The sequence below is a fragment of the Variovorax saccharolyticus genome, assembly GCF_030316765.1.
GTDB classification, from domain to species: domain Bacteria; phylum Pseudomonadota; class Gammaproteobacteria; order Burkholderiales; family Burkholderiaceae_C; genus Variovorax; species Variovorax saccharolyticus.
The window spans coordinates 396,295-411,772 of the sequence record NZ_JASZYT010000003.1 but is presented as its reverse complement, the minus strand read 5'-3'; the positions used below and the strand labels follow the sequence as shown (position 1 = coordinate 411,772).

Annotated in this window: 15 protein-coding genes; 3 read left to right on the top strand and 12 right to left on the bottom strand. The window is 69.9% G+C overall.

Annotated features, from left to right (window positions below):
• Positions 1 to 29 precede the first annotated feature (29 nt).
• Positions 30 to 1,391, top strand: coding sequence for an MmgE/PrpD family protein (locus QTI45_RS12555; protein ID WP_286654594.1), 1,362 nt, complete (start codon positions 30 to 32; stop codon positions 1,389 to 1,391).
• Positions 1,392 to 1,685: 294 nt separating this feature from the next.
• Positions 1,686 to 2,510 carry an HpcH/HpaI aldolase/citrate lyase family protein gene (locus QTI45_RS12550; RefSeq protein ID WP_286654593.1) on the top strand — a complete coding sequence of 275 codons (825 nt, stop codon included), beginning with the start codon at positions 1,686 to 1,688 and terminating at the stop codon, positions 2,508 to 2,510.
• 13 nt (positions 2,511 to 2,523) lie between these two features.
• Here QTI45_RS12550 and QTI45_RS12545 read toward each other — a convergent pair whose 3' ends face one another.
• The 11 genes from QTI45_RS12545 to QTI45_RS12495 form a co-directional block, all read right to left on the bottom strand.
• The gene (locus QTI45_RS12545; protein WP_286654592.1) at positions 2,524 to 3,231 is read right to left on the bottom strand and encodes an arylmalonate decarboxylase; all 708 of its coding nucleotides are present in this window, start codon (positions 3,229 to 3,231) and stop codon (positions 2,524 to 2,526) included.
• 2 nt (positions 3,232 to 3,233) lie between these two features.
• Positions 3,234 to 4,253 (bottom strand): Bug family tripartite tricarboxylate transporter substrate binding protein, encoded by a 1,020-nt coding sequence (locus QTI45_RS12540; RefSeq protein ID WP_286654591.1) that lies wholly within the window; start codon positions 4,251 to 4,253, stop codon positions 3,234 to 3,236.
• Between the two features lie 32 nt (positions 4,254 to 4,285).
• Entirely contained in the window at positions 4,286 to 5,440 is a 1,155-nt protein-coding gene (locus QTI45_RS12535) for a mandelate racemase/muconate lactonizing enzyme family protein (protein ID WP_286535450.1), read from the bottom strand.
• Positions 5,441 to 5,546: 106 nt separating this feature from the next.
• Positions 5,547 to 5,918, bottom strand: a complete 372-nt coding sequence (locus QTI45_RS12530) for a hypothetical protein (protein ID WP_286654590.1) — start codon at positions 5,916 to 5,918, stop codon at positions 5,547 to 5,549.
• Positions 5,919 to 5,943: 25 nt separating this feature from the next.
• Positions 5,944 to 6,837, bottom strand: coding sequence for a LysR family transcriptional regulator (locus QTI45_RS12525; RefSeq protein ID WP_286526433.1), 894 nt, complete (start codon positions 6,835 to 6,837; stop codon positions 5,944 to 5,946).
• A 5-nt stretch (positions 6,838 to 6,842) separates the two neighbouring features.
• Positions 6,843 to 7,745: a LysR family transcriptional regulator gene (locus tag QTI45_RS12520; protein WP_286526432.1), complete on the bottom strand. Its 903-nt coding sequence runs from the start codon at positions 7,743 to 7,745 to the stop codon at positions 6,843 to 6,845.
• Between the two features lie 184 nt (positions 7,746 to 7,929).
• Positions 7,930 to 8,835, bottom strand: coding sequence for an SDR family NAD(P)-dependent oxidoreductase (locus tag QTI45_RS12515; RefSeq protein ID WP_286368570.1), 906 nt, complete (start codon positions 8,833 to 8,835; stop codon positions 7,930 to 7,932).
• 100 nt (positions 8,836 to 8,935) lie between these two features.
• Positions 8,936 to 9,757 carry a thioesterase family protein gene (locus QTI45_RS12510; RefSeq protein ID WP_286526430.1) on the bottom strand — a complete coding sequence of 274 codons (822 nt, stop codon included), beginning with the start codon at positions 9,755 to 9,757 and terminating at the stop codon, positions 8,936 to 8,938.
• Between the two features lie 10 nt (positions 9,758 to 9,767).
• Complete coding sequence (locus tag QTI45_RS12505; RefSeq protein ID WP_286654589.1) at positions 9,768 to 11,270, bottom strand: class I adenylate-forming enzyme family protein; 1,503 nt, start codon at positions 11,268 to 11,270, stop codon at positions 9,768 to 9,770.
• A gap of 13 nt (positions 11,271 to 11,283) precedes the next feature.
• Positions 11,284 to 12,918 carry an acyl-CoA dehydrogenase family protein gene (locus QTI45_RS12500; RefSeq protein ID WP_286654588.1) on the bottom strand — a complete coding sequence of 545 codons (1,635 nt, stop codon included), beginning with the start codon at positions 12,916 to 12,918 and terminating at the stop codon, positions 11,284 to 11,286.
• Between the two features lie 32 nt (positions 12,919 to 12,950).
• Positions 12,951 to 14,198, bottom strand: coding sequence for a branched-chain amino acid ABC transporter substrate-binding protein (locus QTI45_RS12495; RefSeq protein WP_286654587.1), 1,248 nt, complete (start codon positions 14,196 to 14,198; stop codon positions 12,951 to 12,953).
• A gap of 114 nt (positions 14,199 to 14,312) precedes the next feature.
• Between QTI45_RS12495 and QTI45_RS12490 the strand changes: the two genes are divergently transcribed.
• On the top strand, positions 14,313 to 14,972 hold the full coding sequence (locus tag QTI45_RS12490; RefSeq protein WP_353621299.1) for a TetR/AcrR family transcriptional regulator: 660 nt from the start codon (positions 14,313 to 14,315) through the stop codon (positions 14,970 to 14,972).
• A gap of 1 nt (position 14,973) precedes the next feature.
• Here the strand turns inward: QTI45_RS12490 and QTI45_RS12485 are convergent, their stop codons facing one another.
• Entirely contained in the window at positions 14,974 to 15,471 is a 498-nt protein-coding gene (locus QTI45_RS12485) for an Lrp/AsnC family transcriptional regulator (RefSeq protein WP_286654586.1), read from the bottom strand.
• Positions 15,472 to 15,478 lie beyond the last annotated feature (7 nt).

The following is a 15,478-nucleotide window of genomic DNA, read 5'->3' as shown; positions in this document are numbered from 1 at the left end:
ACGAAACCTTTTCGACCGAGACCCTTGCCATGAGCACCAACGACCACCCGAGCCAGGCGCTCGCCACCTTCGCCGCCGAACTGTCGTTCGAGCGCATTCCCGATCACGTGCTGCGCCGCGCCGAAGACCTGATGCTCGACTGGCTGGGCTCGGTGCTCGCCGCCCGGTCGGCGCGTCCGGTGCAGGCCATCCAGCGCTTCGCCGAGCTGATGGGCCCGGCCGAGGGTCCGAGCGAGCTGCTGATCTCGCGCCGCACCACCTCGCCGGTCTTCGCGGCGCTGGTGAATGCCGCGGCCTCGCACTACGTCGAGCAGGACGATGTCCACAACGGCTCGGTGTTCCACCCGGCGGCCGTGGTGTTCGCGCCGGCGCTGGCGACCGCGCAGGCGCTCGGCGCGAGCGGCGCGCAGTTGCTTACGGCGGTGGTGGCCGGCTACGAAGTCGGCATCCGGGTCGGCGAGTTCCTCGGCCGCTCGCACTACCGCACCTTCCACACCACGGCCACGGCCGGCACGCTGGCGGCTGCGGCGGCCGTGGGCCGGCTGCTCGAACTCACGCCGGCCCAGATGCTGCACGCCTTCGGCTCGGCCGGCACGCAGTCGGCCGGCGTCTGGGAGTTCCTGCGCGATGCTGCCGATTCGAAGCAGCTTCACTGCGCGCATGCGGCCGCGAGCGGGTTGATGTCGGCCTACCTCGCGAAGGACGGCTTCACGGGCGCGCAGCATGTGCTCGAAGGCGCGCAGGGCCTGGGCGTGGGCATGTCGACCGATGCCGATCCCGCGCGCCTCGTCGATGGGCTGGGCACGCGCTGGACGCTGGCCGAGACTTCGTTCAAGTACCACGCCTCCTGCCGCCACACGCACCCGGCCGCCGATGCGCTGCTGCAGGTCATGAGGCGAGAGCAGCTGCAGCAGGGCGACATCGCGCGCGTCGTGACCCATGTGCATCAGGGCGCGATCGACGTGCTGGGCCGCGTGGTCGTGCCGACCACCGTGCACCAGGGCAAGTTCTCGATGGGCACGGTCCTCGGGCTGATCGCGGTCCATGGCCGAGCCGGCCTGACCGAATTCGACAGGGACTTCCTGGCGCCCGAGGTGGCTGCCTTCCGCGACAAGGTCATGATGGAGCTCGACCGCGAGGTCGACACTGCCTACCCGGCGCGCTGGATCGGCAAGGTCAGCGTCACGACCACCGACGGCCGCACCTTCTCGGGCCGGGTCGACGAGCCCAAGGGAGACCCCGGCAACACGCTGAGCCGGGCCGAGATCGAGGACAAGATGAAGCGGCTCGCCGCGTATGGCGATGCTGCCACGCCGCAGGAGGCGCAGACCCTGTGCGATGGCATCTGGTCGCTGGCGGCGGCGGCGCGCGTCGGACGCCTCTTGGCCTAGGTGGGGGCGGGCTCACGCCGACGGTGTGCTCTGCTCCGCGAATGTCCCCCGGCCTGCGGCCTCCTCCTTTATTTCGCTGCGCAGAGCACACCATCGGCGTGAGCCGTCAAGTCGGTGGCTGATCCTCGGCCAGCACGACACGACGCTACGCGTGACGAGGGCGCCGGGTGGCCCCCGCAGCGAAGTAAAGGAGGAGCCGAAGGCGGGGGACATGAGCGGAGGGGGCCACCCGGCGCCCTCGTCACACGCCCCGGACAACCTGGTGCCCTCGGCACGCATCACTGGAGACCCGACATGACGCAACCCGCCCGAAGCCTGCTCTTCGTACCAGGCCATCAACCCGCGCGCTTCGACAAGGCCTGCCAGAGCGGCGCCGACGCGGTCGTGCTCGATCTCGAGGACGCGGTGCCGCTCGACCGCAAGGACGAAGCGCGCATGCAGGTCGCCCACTGGCTCGCGGCGCGCGATGTCGATGGCGGCGGTCCGGTCGTCGGCGTGCGCATCAACGCCGCCGACACCCCGTGGCACGCCGCCGACATCGAGATGTGCGCGCAGGCCGCCGTCGCCGCCCTGATGCTGCCCAAGGCCGAAGACGCGGCCGTGCTGCGGGCCATCGCCGCGGCGCTGCCTTCGTCCGTTCTGTGGCCGCTGATCGAGACCGCGCGCGGCATCGACCAGATTGGCGCGATCGCGGCGTCGCCCCGGGTCCAGCGGCTCGTCTTCGGGTCGATCGACTTCCAGGCCGACCTGGGCATCGAAGGCGAGGGCGTCGAGCTGCTGCTGTTCCGCTCGCGGATCGTGCTGGCGTCGCGCCTGGCCGGACTGCAGCCGCCGATCGACGGCGTCAGCACCTCGATCGACGATCCGGCCAGTGTCGAGGCCGATGCGAGGCAGGCGCGGCGTCTGGGTTTCGGCGGCAAGCTCTGCATCCATCCGAAGCAGGTCGAGACCGTCAACCGCGGTTTCTCGCCGACGCCGGCACAGCTCGAATGGGCACGGCGCGTGATCGAAGCCGATGCGGCCAGCCGCGGCGCGCCGGTCGCGGTCGACGGCAAGATGGTCGACCGCCCCGTGGTGCTCAAGGCGCAGGCGCTGCTCGCCGCGGCCGACCGCGGCTGAGCCGCCTGCGCGTTCAGGCGAACAGGCGCCCGTGGCCCGGCGAGCGCGCGTCGAGCCCGGCGCTTCGCACCAGGTCCCAGAAGCCCGCGGGCGAACTCGACACCACCGGCACGCCGTAGCGGGCCTCGACCTCGCGCACCGCGTCGAGCGTCACCAGGCCGCCGCACGAGATCAGGATGCCGTCCGCGCCCGGACTCGCTTCGAAGACGGTCGCGCAGAGGTCGACCAGCACGGCGGTCGGCACTTCGCCGACCGCCTCCACGTCGGAGATCGACAGCCCCTGCAGCGCCAGCGGCTCGAAGTCGCTGTCCTCGAGATAGCGGCGCAGATGCACGTTGACTTCGTCGATGTAGGCGGTGGCCACCGCGACCCGCCGCACGCCGAGGCTGCGCAGGCCGCCGACGATGGCGTTGCTCATCGTGCTGCAGGGCAGCCCGGTGGCGCGGGCCATCTCCTGCTGCAGCTCGCGGTTGAACGCGGCGCCGCGAAAGAAGCTCAGCGAGGTGCCCATCAGCGAGACCGCGGCCACGCCTTCGGCCTTGAGTTCGAGCGCCTTCTCGACCACCGAGTCGATCACCTCGGTGTAGCCGCGGGTGGAGATCTCGCCGAGGCCGAGCCCGCGGGCGCTGAAGCGGATGCGCTCGCCGTACAGCAGCGGGCCATCGATCGGCACTGCGCCGGCGGCCGGGGGAACGATCAGGCCCAGGTGCGCTTGCGTCATCGTCAGCTCCCTTCGGCCACGATGCGCTGGTCGGTGATGATGCGTTTCCAGCGTGCCGTCTCGTCGGCCAGGTCCTTGCGCAGCTGCGCGGGCGGCGCGTAGGCGCGCAAGGTGCCTTGGGCGGCCGCCGCGGTGGCCGCCTCGGGGGTGTCGAGCACCGTCTTCACGGCCGCCGAGATCTTGTCGACGATGTCGTCGGGCGTGCCCGCCGGCGCCAGCAGGAAGAGCCGCGGCGCGACGTCGAAGCCCGGCAGCGCATCGGCCAGCGGCGCCACGCCGTCGGCGCCGTCGAGCTTCGCCTTGTTCATGAGGGCCACCGCGCGCAGCTTGCCGGCCTTGGCCTGCGCCATGCCCGCCGTGGCGCTGACGACGCCGATGGGAACCTGCCCGCCGACCACGTCGGGCACGATCTGCGCGGCTCCGCGGTAGGGCACGTGGACCACGAAGCTGCCGGTGGTCTGCTTGAGCATCTCGAAGCCCAGGTGCTGCACCGTGCCGACGCCCGAGGTGGCGAAGGAATAGCGGCCCGGATGGGTCTTGAGTTCGGTCACCAGTTCGGCCGGCGTGCGGGCCGGGAAGTCGTTGCCGGTGACGATCATCAGCGGCGAGACGAAGGCGCCGGCCACCGGCTTGAAGCTGGTCAGGGGGTCGATCGCGATCTTCGGCTGCAGCAGCTTGGTGATCAGCATGCCGCTGTCGCCCATCATCAGCGTGTAGCCGTCGGGCGCCGCCTTGGCGACCAGGTCGGCCGCGATCATGCCGGTGGCGCCGGCGCGGTTCTCGACCACCACCTGCTGGCCCAGCACCGCCGGCAGGCGGGCGCTCAGGATGCGTGCCGCGGCGTCGACGCCGCCGCCGGCGGAATAGCCCACCACCAGGCGGATCGGCCGGTCGGGGTACTTCTGGGCCCAGGCGCTGCCCGCCATGCCGAGGGCCATGCCCAGTGTTCCCAGCGTTGCCAGGGTCGCCAGGCGCAGGGCCCGCCGGCGTGGGGATCGAGTCGCTTGCTGTCTCTTGTTCATCGTGTCTCCGTTGTCCTTGTTCGTGGCCTGCCTCAGGCCTTGCCCTTGCCGTGGGAGGTCGGCAGTTTCGCCAACTCCCGCACCCGCTCCGCGTTGGGCGCGAAGCCGAGTCCCGGCGTCTCGGGCAGCGTGAGCCAGCCCTGGTCGGGCACCGGCAGGCCGTCGAAGATCTTCTTCAGCATCTCGACCGCGACGTAGTGGTATTCGACCATGCCGCCGTTGGCGACCCCCGCATGCAGGTGCATGTTGTGGAAGGGCCAGGCGCCGCCATTGTCGATCGGCACGTTGAAGGCCTGGGCCATGCCGGCGATCTTCAGGCACTGCGAGTAGCCGCCCGAGATCGTCACGTTGGGCTGCAGCACGTCGGCCGCCTGGTTGACCAGCAGGTCGCGGAAGCGGAAGGCCAGGCCTTCGTTCTGCCCGCAGGCCAGAGGGATCGTGGTGCGGCTGCGCAGCTGCGCCATCTGCCGCACGTCGTTCTGCGTCAGCGGCTCCTCGAAGAAGCTGATGCCGTAGGGCTCGATGCGGCGCGCCAGCTGGGTCGCGTGGAACAGGTCGAGGCCGCAGTTGGCGTCGACATAGAGCTTGACGTCGGGCCCGACGGCCTCGCGCACCGCGGCCACGCGGCGCACGTCCTCGTCGATCACCTCGTCGATCGGACGGGGCTCGTCGCGGCGCGCCAGCGCATGGCCGCCGACCGTCATCTTGAGCCGCTGGAAGCCCTGCGACACCCAGAGCTTGGCCGCTTCGGCGAGCTGGTCGCGCTCGAAGAAGCCGAAGCCGAAGGTGGCATAGACCGGGACCCGCGAGCGCGCGCCGCCCAGCAGGCGCCACAGCGGCTGGCCCAGTGCCTTGGCCTTGAGGTCCCACAGCGCGATGTCGAGCGCGGCGATCGCGTGGCTCGCGTAGCCGGTCTGGCCGCGCGGCGAGAGCAGCCAGTAGAGCTTTTCCCAGAGGCGCTCGGTGGCCATCGGGTCTTCGCCGATCAGCGCCGGGCCGGCCACCTCTCGCACCGCGGCGGCGATGATCTCTTCTTCGGTGATGGCGGTCATGCCGTGGCCCACCAGGCCGGTGTCGGTCTCGATCTCGGTCAGGCAGAGCGACAGCGAGGTCTGCTTGGCCAGGCCCAGCACGTCGATGGTGACCGGGATGTTCAGCGGCGTGGCGCTGACGCGGATGATCTTCAAGAATGTCTCCTTCGCTTGGGGTTGCGCGATTCTTGACGCGCACGAGCGGGAGAACAATTCGTTTGTGGCGGGCGCGAGGCTTCGCGGGACGCGAAGGCTCGGGCTGCTACGACCAGCGCTGGACCGCCTCGGCGGTGTCGCTCGGCCGGGTGTTGAAGCAGATGCGGGCGCCGGGGGCAGCCCGGTGCACCACGTTGATCAGCTGCTCGAAGAGAAGAAAGTAGGCCGGGAGGGTCCGGATGCCGGCACCGATGACCACGCAATCGAAGGCTTTTTCGGACAGCTTCCGGGCCACCACATCGGCAGCCGTCTCGCCGAGGTCGGTCAGGCACAGCTCGGCCTCGTACCCCAGAGCGGCGAGCTTCGCCTGGTCCGCCTCGAGGCCTGCACGGACCTTGGCGGCGTTCATGTCTGGCATCGCGCTGAAGTCGACCAGCGTGGGCTCCAATCCGATCACCAGCACTTGCGTCTTCGTCATGGGTCTCTCCTTCGAAAGGGGCCGGTCAGGCCGGATCGGGCATCCGCAGATGCTCCAGCACCGAACGCGCCGCCGCGGTCAGGTCCTGCTCGCGCCGCACGCACAGCAGGTGGCGGCGCATGGCCCAGGGCGCGTCGAGGCGCAGGCAGCGCAGCCGCAGGATCTGCAGTTGCGGCAGGATGGCGGCGAAGGGCAGCACGCCGATGCCGATGCCCTGCTCGACCATGCGGCAGACCATGTCGAAGCTGCCGACCTGCATGCGCACCTTGAGCGGCACCTGGGCCTCGAGCGCCGCGGCGAGCAGCACGCGGTGCAGTGCCGTGCCTTCGCGAACCACGATATGGTCGTGCCGCAGCACCTCCTCGACGCCGACCCGCTTGCGGCGTGCCAGCGGATGGTCGCGCGCCACCACGACGGCGAGCTCGTCGCTGCGGTAGGCCAGGCATTCGAGCCCGTCGGCCGGCGTGTGGCCCTCGATCACGCCGATGTCGGCCAGGCCGCCGACCACGGCCTTGACCACCTCGGTGCTGGCGCGCTCCTGGAGGTCGATCTTGAGCACCGGATGCAGCCGCAGGAAGGAGCCGATCTGCGCCGGCAGGAACTGGGCGATGGCCGATGCATTGGCCGTGATGCTGACCACGCCGGCCACGCCGTTCTGGAAGTCGTCGAGCTCGGCGCCGAGCCGGTCCATGGCCGACAGCACGGCGCGGGCATGCAGCAGCAGGCCGTGGCCGGCCGAAGTGAGCGTGACGCCGCGCGCATGGCGCACCAGCAACGGCAGCTTGGCCCGCGCCTCGAGGTCGGAGATGCGCTTGCTGGCGGCGGCCAGCGCGATGTGGCAGCGCTTGGCGCCCTCGCTGATGCTGCCGTGGTCGGCCACGGCCACGAACAGGCGCAGCGATTTCAGGTCGGCCGACATCGGGCTCAGTCCGGCTTCGAGGGCTGGGCCAGGTAGTCGAAGAGTTCGCGTGCGGACGCCGGCAGCTGCTCGCGGCTGCGCGCGATGATCTTGAGCTCGCGCTCGGCCCAGGCGTCGGTCAGCGGCACGGTCGTGATGCGCAGCGCGCGCGACAGGCGCCGCGCCGACGAGGCCGGCAGCACGCCGACGCCGACGCCGGCCTCGATCATCAGGCAGATGGCCTCGAAGCTGCCGACCTGGATGCGGGGTGCGTAGCCGCGGCCCGCGAGCTCGGCCTTGCGCAGCAGGAAACGGTGGATCGCGCTGGCATGGTGCAGGCCGACATGCTGCTCCTCGAGCGTGTCGACGAAGGCCATCGCGCTGGCATCGGCGAAGCGGTGGGCCGTGGGCACCACCAGCACCAGATGGTTGCGGCCGAAGGGGCGGGCGTCGAAGTCGCCGGTGTGGGCGTCGCCCGCGAGGATGCCGATGTCGGCGCCGCCGTCGGCCACCGAGCGCACGATCTCCTCGCTGAGGAATTCGCGCAGGTCGACCTGCACCGCCGGATGCTGGGTCAGGAAGCCGGCCAGCTTCTCGGGCAGGTACTCGGTGATCGACGTGGTGTTTGCGAACACCCGCACGTGGCCCTTGATGCCCTTGCCGAAATCCTGCATGTCGATGCGCAGGTGCTCCATCTGCTGCATCACGCGCTTGGCGTGATAGAGCAGGGCCTCGCCGGCAGCCGTGAGGTTCACGCCCTGGGCGGTGCGGTGCAGCAGCTTGCCGCCGATGGCCTCCTCCATCTGCTTGATGCGGGTCGAGGCCGCCGCGAGCGAGATGCAGGCCTTGTCGGCGCCGCGCGTCAGGCTGCGGGCCTCGGCGACGAAGGCGAAAAGCTTGAGATCGAAAAGGTCGAAGTGCAGGTTCACGGGCGGATTGTCCCGCAAGATTGTTGCTCGCCCCCAGGTTGCCCCGCACTTCGTGTCGGGGCGCCCACCCCCTGCCGGGGGCAACACCGGCGGCCCGGCGAAGCCGGTTCCGCGGTGTTCCACCGATGGGCCTGGCTGCGCCGGCCGGGGGATGCGGTCGTTGACGGTTCCAGTCCGGGAGGCTCTACACCGGGTCCCAGCTGAAGACGTCGGCGGAGCGGTCGAGCGGATAGAAGCTGGCCCGCATCGCCGGCATCGCATGCTCGGCGATGGTCTGCGGCGTCCAGCCTTCGGAGCGATGCACCGAGCGCACCGGCCGCGGCTGGCTGATCAGCGAAATCTCGTTGTTGCGCACCGAGAAGATCTGGCCGTTGACCTCGTGCGCGGCATCGCTCGCCAGGTAGACCGCCAGCGGGGCGATCTTCGACGGCGTCATCTGCTGGATCTTGGCCACGCGCGCCTTCTGCTCGTCGGTGTCGGTCGGGATGGCGCCGATCATGCGGCTCCAGGCGAAGGGCGCGATGCAGTTGGAACGCACGTTGAACTTCAGCATGTCGAGCGCGATCGACTTCGACAGCGCCGCGATGCCGAGCTTGGCGGCCGAGTAGTTGGCCTGGCCGAAGTTGCCGATCAGGCCCGAGGTCGAGGTCATGTGCACCATCGCGCCCGAGTTCTGCTCCTTGAAGAAGGTCGCGGCGGCGCGGCTCACGAAGTAGGTGCCGTACAGGTGGACCTTGATCACCGAATCCCACTCGTCGACCGACATCTTGTGGAAGAAGCGGTCGCGCAGGATGCCGGCGTTGTTGACCACCGCGTCGATGCGGCCGAAGTTGTCGACCGCGCATTGCACCATGCGCGCCGCGCTGGCGGCATCGGCCACGCTGTCGGTGTTGGGCACCGCCTCGCCGCCGATCGCGTGGATCTCGTCGACCACCTGCTGCGCCGGACCGGCGCTGTGGCCGGCGCCGTCGACCGCGGCGCCGATGTCGTTGACCACCACGCGGGCGCCGTGCCGCGCCATGGCCAGCGCGATGTCGCGGCCGATGCCGCCCCCTGCGCCGGTGACCAGAACCACTTTGCCTTCGACCATCGGATCTCTCCAGAAACTTGCCTGCGGAATCGCCTGCGCAGGATGCCACGGGCGGCGCCGCCCGTGCTTCGGGATTGCGAAAGAGGGGTTTCAGTCCGCCCTAGTTCCGTTCGCGCACCACCAGCGTCTGGACCGCCGTGCCGATCGGACCCCGCTCGTCATAGAGCCGCGACAGCGTCAGGCCGGCGCCGCTGGCGTCGACCTGGGTTTCCGACGACAGGCCGATCCATTCGCCCGCCGGCGGGCGGTGCAGGTGCAGGTTCAGGTCGGCATTGGAGAACAGGAAGCGGTCGGGCGGCAGCACCCAGCTGAGCCCGTTGCCGAAATCGGCCGCGGCGGCGGCGCGCATCGCGGGCGAATTGGGCACACCGTGCACCAGCGGCACCGCCAGCCGGAACCATGCGGCGCCCGGGCCGGGCCGGGAGACGTCGCCCTGGGCCGCCAGGGTGTCGACCGCGGTGGCGTAGAACGAGATGCCCTCGGGCAGCCCCGGGATGCGCAGCGGCTGGCTGCAATCCTGCGGCGCCGGCAGCAGGCGCGCAGGCGACGCAAGCGGCAGGCCGTCGGGCAGGGCCAGCGCCTGGCCGCGCAGCATCAGCGCATGGCCGCGCGCCACCAGCGTGTCGCCGGCCAGCAGCTCGATGGTGAGGCGCGTGGTCGAGCGCGCGGACTGCATGCTGAATCGGGTGGCGAGCGGTGCGACCGGCACCGGCTTGACCAGCTCGACGGTCAGGCGCGCCAGCTGCCAGCCGGGTTCGTCGATGGCGCTTTCGGCCACGTGCGCGAGCAGGGCGCTGGGAGCGCCGCCGTGCTGCGCGCGAGGGTCCCAGGGGCCGCGCGACAGCGCGCTGGGCAGCCAGGCCTCGCCCGCGCGGGTGAAGACGGCGGCAGGGCGTTCGGATTCGATCGGGGGATGGGTCATCGCCGTATTCTTACCGCAGCTGGTGCTTGAGCAGCTTGCCGGTCGCGGTGCGCGGCAGCGCCTCGCGCACTTCCCAGGCGCGCGGGATCTTGTAGCGCGCCAGCTGCGGTTCGAGGTACTTGCGCAGCGCGTCGCCGTCGAGCACCCGGGCCGGGCGTGCCACCATCACCGCGGTCACGGTCTCGCCCCATTCGGGGTGCGGCCGGCCGATGACGGCCACGTCCTGCACGTCGGGATGCATCGCCAGCACGTCTTCGACTTCCTTCGAGTAGACGTTCTCGCCGCCGGTGACGATCATGTCGCGCAGCCGGTCGACGATGAAGAGGAAGCCGTCCTCGTCGATCCGCGCCAGGTCGCCGCTGCGGTACCAGCCCTCGTCGTCGAAGGCGACGGCCGAGGCCTCGGGGTTGTCGAGGTAGCCCTTCATGATCGCCGGCGAGCGCAGGTGGATCTCGCCCACTTCGCCGGCCGAGCAGCGCTTGCCGTCGGCGCGGCGCAGTTCGACCGCGACCCCCGGCACGCCGGCGCGTCCGATCGAGCCGGCCTTGGCGATCGCCTCTTCGGGATAGAGCACCGTGCCCAGCGGGCCCGATTCGGTCATGCCGTAGACCTGGACGAAGCGGTCGCTGCGGTAGCTGTCGGCCAGCTTGCGTGCCATGTCGGCGCCCAGCGGCCCGCCGCCGTAGGCCCACATCCGCATCGCGCTGAAATCGTAGGACTGCAGGTCGGGCACCACCTGCAGCGGTGCCAGGAAGGCGATCGGCGCGCCGAAGGTGAAGCTGATGCGCTCCTGCGCCAGCGTGTCGAGGAAGGCCTTGGGCGCGTACTCGCGCAGCAGCACCACGCTGCCGCCCATCAGCAGGGTGCCGAGCAGCCAGTTGTTGAGCGGCGACGAATGCCAGGCCGGCATCGCGATCAGGGTGCGCTCGTGGCGCGTGATCGAGGTGCTGGCGGCCGCGCACACCGCCGCGAGGAACACGTTGGCATGGGTGTGCAGGCAGCCCTTGGGCTTGCCCGTGGTGCCCGAGGTGTAGAGGATCTCGGCCAGCGCGTCGGTGGCCGGCGGCGTGCCGCGCTCCAGGGGCGCGGCCTGCGCGAGCAGTTCGTCGAAGCTGGCCATGCCGGCGCCGGCGCTGTCGGTCGAGAGCCACGCCGGTGCATGCTCGACCTTCTGCGCGAGCGCTGCCAGCGCGCCGTCGACCACGCACAGCTTGCTGCCCGAATGGCGCAGCACGTAGTCGACCTCGGGCGCCTGCAGCTTGTGGTTGACCGGCACCACCGCGGCCCCGAGCCGCCAGGCGCCGAACAGCGCGAGCACGAAGCCCGGCGTGTTGAAGCACAGCAGCGCCACGCGGTCGCCGGCGACGATGCCCTGGCCGCGCAGCACGGTGGCGGCGCGGCGGCTCAGCTCGGCGAACTCGGCGTAGCTGTACGAGCGGCCCGCGGCCCGCAGGAACTCCTTGCCCGGCTGCACCCGGGCGTGCTGGTCGAGGATCGAAACGAAATCCGTCATCTTGCGTGTCGCCTCACTGCCAGGCGGCGCGCAGCAGCGCGGCCGGGTCGCTGGTGCCCGAGGTGATGCCGGTCACCGGCCCCCAGTCGGGGTCGAAGCGGCTGCCGATGAAGGCGGCCGAAGCCTCGGCGCTCGCGTGCTGCAGCATCAGGCAGGCCTGGGCCGTGAGCACCAGCCGCTGCGTGAAGCGGCGGGCCTGGCGCTCGAGTTCGGCCGGCGGCAGCGCGACCGCTTCGCGCAGCGCCTGGGCCTGGGCCCGCAGGCGGCTGTCCTGCGACGCCACTTGCTGCAGATGGTCGAGCACGAGGTGCGCATCGTCCGGATTGCGCGAGACCGCGCGCAGCACGTCCAGGCTCATCACGTTGCCCGAGCCTTCCCAGATCGAGTTGACCGGCGCTTCGCGGAACAGGCGGCCCATCGGGCCGTCTTCCACATAGCCGTTGCCGCCGAAGACCTCCATCGCCTCGCCGGTCAGCGCCACCGCGCGCTTGCAGTTCCAGAACTTGGCGGCCGGCGTCACGAGCCGGCGCCAGGCGACGTCGAAGGGATCGGTCGAGCCGAAGTGCGAGGCCAGGTCCATCGCCAGCAAGGTGGCGGCCTCGGACTCGAGCGCCATGTCGGCGAGCAGCTCGGTCATCACGGGCTGCTCGATCAGCGCCTTGCCGAAGGCGTGGCGGTTGCGCGTGTAGTGCAGCGCCTGCGCCAGCGCCTGGCGGATGAACCCGGCGCTGGCGAGCGCGCAGTCCAGGCGGGTGTAGGTCGCCATCTCGATGATGGTCGGGATGCCGCGGCCCTCGTCGCCGACCAGCACGCCCCAGGCCTCCTTGAACTCGACCTCGCTGCTCGAGTTGGAGCGGTTGCCCACCTTGTCCTTGAGGCGCTGGATCTGGATCGGGTTCTTGCTGCCGTCGGGCCGCCAGCGCGGCACGAAGAAGCAGGACGAGCCGCGCTCCTCGGTCTTGGCGAGCACCAGGTGGCCGTCGCACATCGGCGCCGAGAAGAACCACTTGTGGCCGGTGATGAGGAACTCCTCGCCCAAGGCGCCGCGGCCCGCCGGCACCGCGCGCGAGGTGTTGGTGCGCACGTCGCTGCCGCCCTGCTTCTCGGTCATGCCCATGCCGACAGTCATGGAGTCCTTCTGCGCGAAGGGCAGGTCGCGCGGATCGTGCACCGTCGCGTTCAGTTTGGGCTGTGCGCTTGCGAACAGCGCCGGATTGAGCCGCATCACCGGGATGCAGGCCTTGGTCATGGTGGTCGGGCAGGTCGAGCCCGACTCGATCTGGCTGTGCATGTAGAGCGAGGCGCCGTAGGCGGTCCAGGCCGAGGGGCGCTGGTCGACGAAGGGCAGGTTGGCGATGCCGTTGCGGCGCGCGATGCCCATCATCGTGTGCCAGGCAGGATGGAACTTGACGAGGTCGATGCGCTCGCCGGTGCGCGAGTGGGTGTGCAATTCGGGCTCGTGGCGGTTGGCATCCTCGGCGGCGCGGATCGTCGCTTCGCAGCCGTACTCCGCGCCCTGGCGCAGCAGATCGTCGTCGCGCCAGCCGGCGCCGCCACGCGCCACCGCGCGGCGCAGCGCCGGGTCACTGGCGTAGAGGTTGTAGTCCTTGAGTTCGGGGACCTGGTTGTCGGGATGGATGCCTGTCATGGTGTGTCTTTCGGGGGTGAAGGGGCGCGGGCTCAGCCGCCCGCCGGGCGCTTCATCTGGCAGCTGGTGGCCAGCTCGGCCGCCTTGGCGTCGACCATCGCCACGGGCTTCCAGCCCAGGCCGGTGTTCTCCTGGTCGTGCACCACGGTCTTGCCGTCGACTTTCTCCCAGCTCAGCACGTAGATTGGCTGCTGGGCCTGGTGGTCGGACTTGCGCATCTCGACCGGGCCGTTGAGGCCCTCGAAGCGCATGCCTTCCATCTTCGCGGCCACGGTGGCGGGGTCGGTCGACTTCGTCTCGCGGATCGCCTGCGCCAGCATCAGGATCGCGTTGTGGCCCAGGCCGTTGATGAAGTCCTCGCCGACCTGGCGCTTGAAGCCGCCGAGCAGCGGCCTGGACGCCAGCCGCGGGTCGTTCGGGCTGAAGGCCGAGACCAGCTTGACCCGGCCTTCGCCCGCCGCGCCCATGGCGCCCGGCACGCCGAAGTTGTTGGCGTTCAGCGTGTAGAAGTCGACGCCCAGGCCCGAGTCGCGCGCGGCCCGCACGATCAGCGACAGGTCGGCACCGAAGTCGGCCGTGATCACGGTGTCGGCGCCGGCGCGCTTGATCTTCGCCATGTAGGGCGAGTAGTCCTTGACCTGGCCCAGCGGGTGGAAGTCGTCGCCGACGATCTCGATGTCGGGCCGCTTCTTCGCGAGCAGTTCGCGCGCCGCCTTCGAGACCTCCTGGCCATAGGCGTAGTTCGGGTTCAGCAGGAAGACCTTCCTGATGCCGGGCTGCTTGGCGATGTGGGTGGTCATCGCCTCGATCTTCATGTCGGAGTTCGCATCGGTGCGGAAGTGCCAGAAGCTGCACTGCGCGTTGGTCATCGCCGGGGCCTGCGCGGCGTAGTTGAGGTAGACGATCTCCTTGCCCGGATTGCGGCTGTTGTGCTTCTCGATCGCGCCCAGCAGCGCCACGCCGACCGCCGAAGAACTCGCGCCCTGCACCACGTAGCGGATGTCCTGCGCCACGATCGAGTTGAGCAGGCTCAGCGCCTCCTGCGCCGACAGCTTGTTGTCGAAGGCCACGATCTCGAACTTCGTCGGGCCGGCCCAGCCTTCGTCGTTGGCCATCTTCACCGAGTACTGGAAGCTCTTGAGCACGTTGAGGCCGAGGCCGGCCATCGGGCCGGACATGGCGTCCAGCGAGGCGATCTTCAGGGTCGAGGCGGGTTGGGCCGAAGCCGTGGCGGCGGCCAGCGCGAGCGCGGCCGAGGCCGCCCGGAGGAAGGTTGTCATGCGTTGCGTGTCTCTCGTTCTTGTGGGTTCCGCGCCGGGTTTCGGCGCTGACTTGCAGCGCTGCAGAATGCAGGTTGTCAGCTCTAAAAATTCTAGGAACAACCGACGCTTCGGGTGTTCGGGTTCCGGTGCAAGGAGGCCAGGATCAAACGCTCACCGACTTCTCCCCCGAGGAGAAAGCCGCGACAGTCGCGCGCACTTCACACTTCTCAAGCCCTGCAGGACGCCTTTGTTCGGCTTTTGGTCGAGCGTGGCTACGCAGGCATCACGATTCGCGAGATCGTCCTGGTGGCCGGCACCGGACTCGGCAGCTTCTATGAATACTTCGCGAGCAAGGAAGACCTCGCGCGGGTCTGCCTGCATCTGCGTTCCAAGGCGCTGCTGATGGCGCTGCGCGAGGTGGCCGAACGCCACGCGGGCCGGCCGATGCGCGAGGTGGTTGACTCGGCGATCGAATCGCAGATCGAGGCGCACCGCGAGCACCCGCTCGAATGGGGCGCCCACTACCTGCTCGAACGGCAGCTCTCCGGACCCGACGCCTACCGCAAGATGTACGACCGCTTCGTCGACGAGTGGGGCCACGCGCTCGCGGCCGCGAGCGACGCCCTGCCGCCCGGCCCGAGGGCGGAGGCGGCACGGGTCTGCCTGACCTTGATCTACGGCCTGATGGCGCAAGCGCACATCGGCGTGCGCAGCGCGCCGGACATGCCGGCGATCTCGCGCCAAGCGCGCGGCGCGCTCCACGCTTACCTGGACAGCCTGCGGCCCGCCTGACTCAATGCCCCAGCGGCACGCTGGCTTCCTTCAGCACCCGCAGCACGAAGCTCGACTTGCTGTGGCGGATGCCGGGGATCTTGTAGAGCTTCTCGCGCAAGAGGCGCTCGTAGTCGCGCGTGTCGCGCACCGCGATGCGGATGTAGTAGTCGTAGTCGCCCGACACCAGGTAGGCCTCCTGGATCTCGGGAATGGTCGCCAGCACGCGGCCGAATTCGTAGAGCGTCTCGTCGGTGTGGCTCTCGAGCGTGAGCTGCACGATCACGAAGTCGTTGTAGCCGAGCTTGGCCGGGTCGAGGTCGACCGTGTAGCGCTTGATCACGCCCTGCGATTCGAGCTTCTTGATGCGGGTCCAGCAACTGGTGGCCGAGAGCCCGACCGCGGCGCCGATCTCCTGCAGGGTCTTGCGCGAGTCCTCCCGCAGCTCCCGCAGGATGGCAAGATCGATCTTCTCCGATGAATCTTCGATTGAATCGTCTTTTGTCCGATTGATCTTCATGGATTGG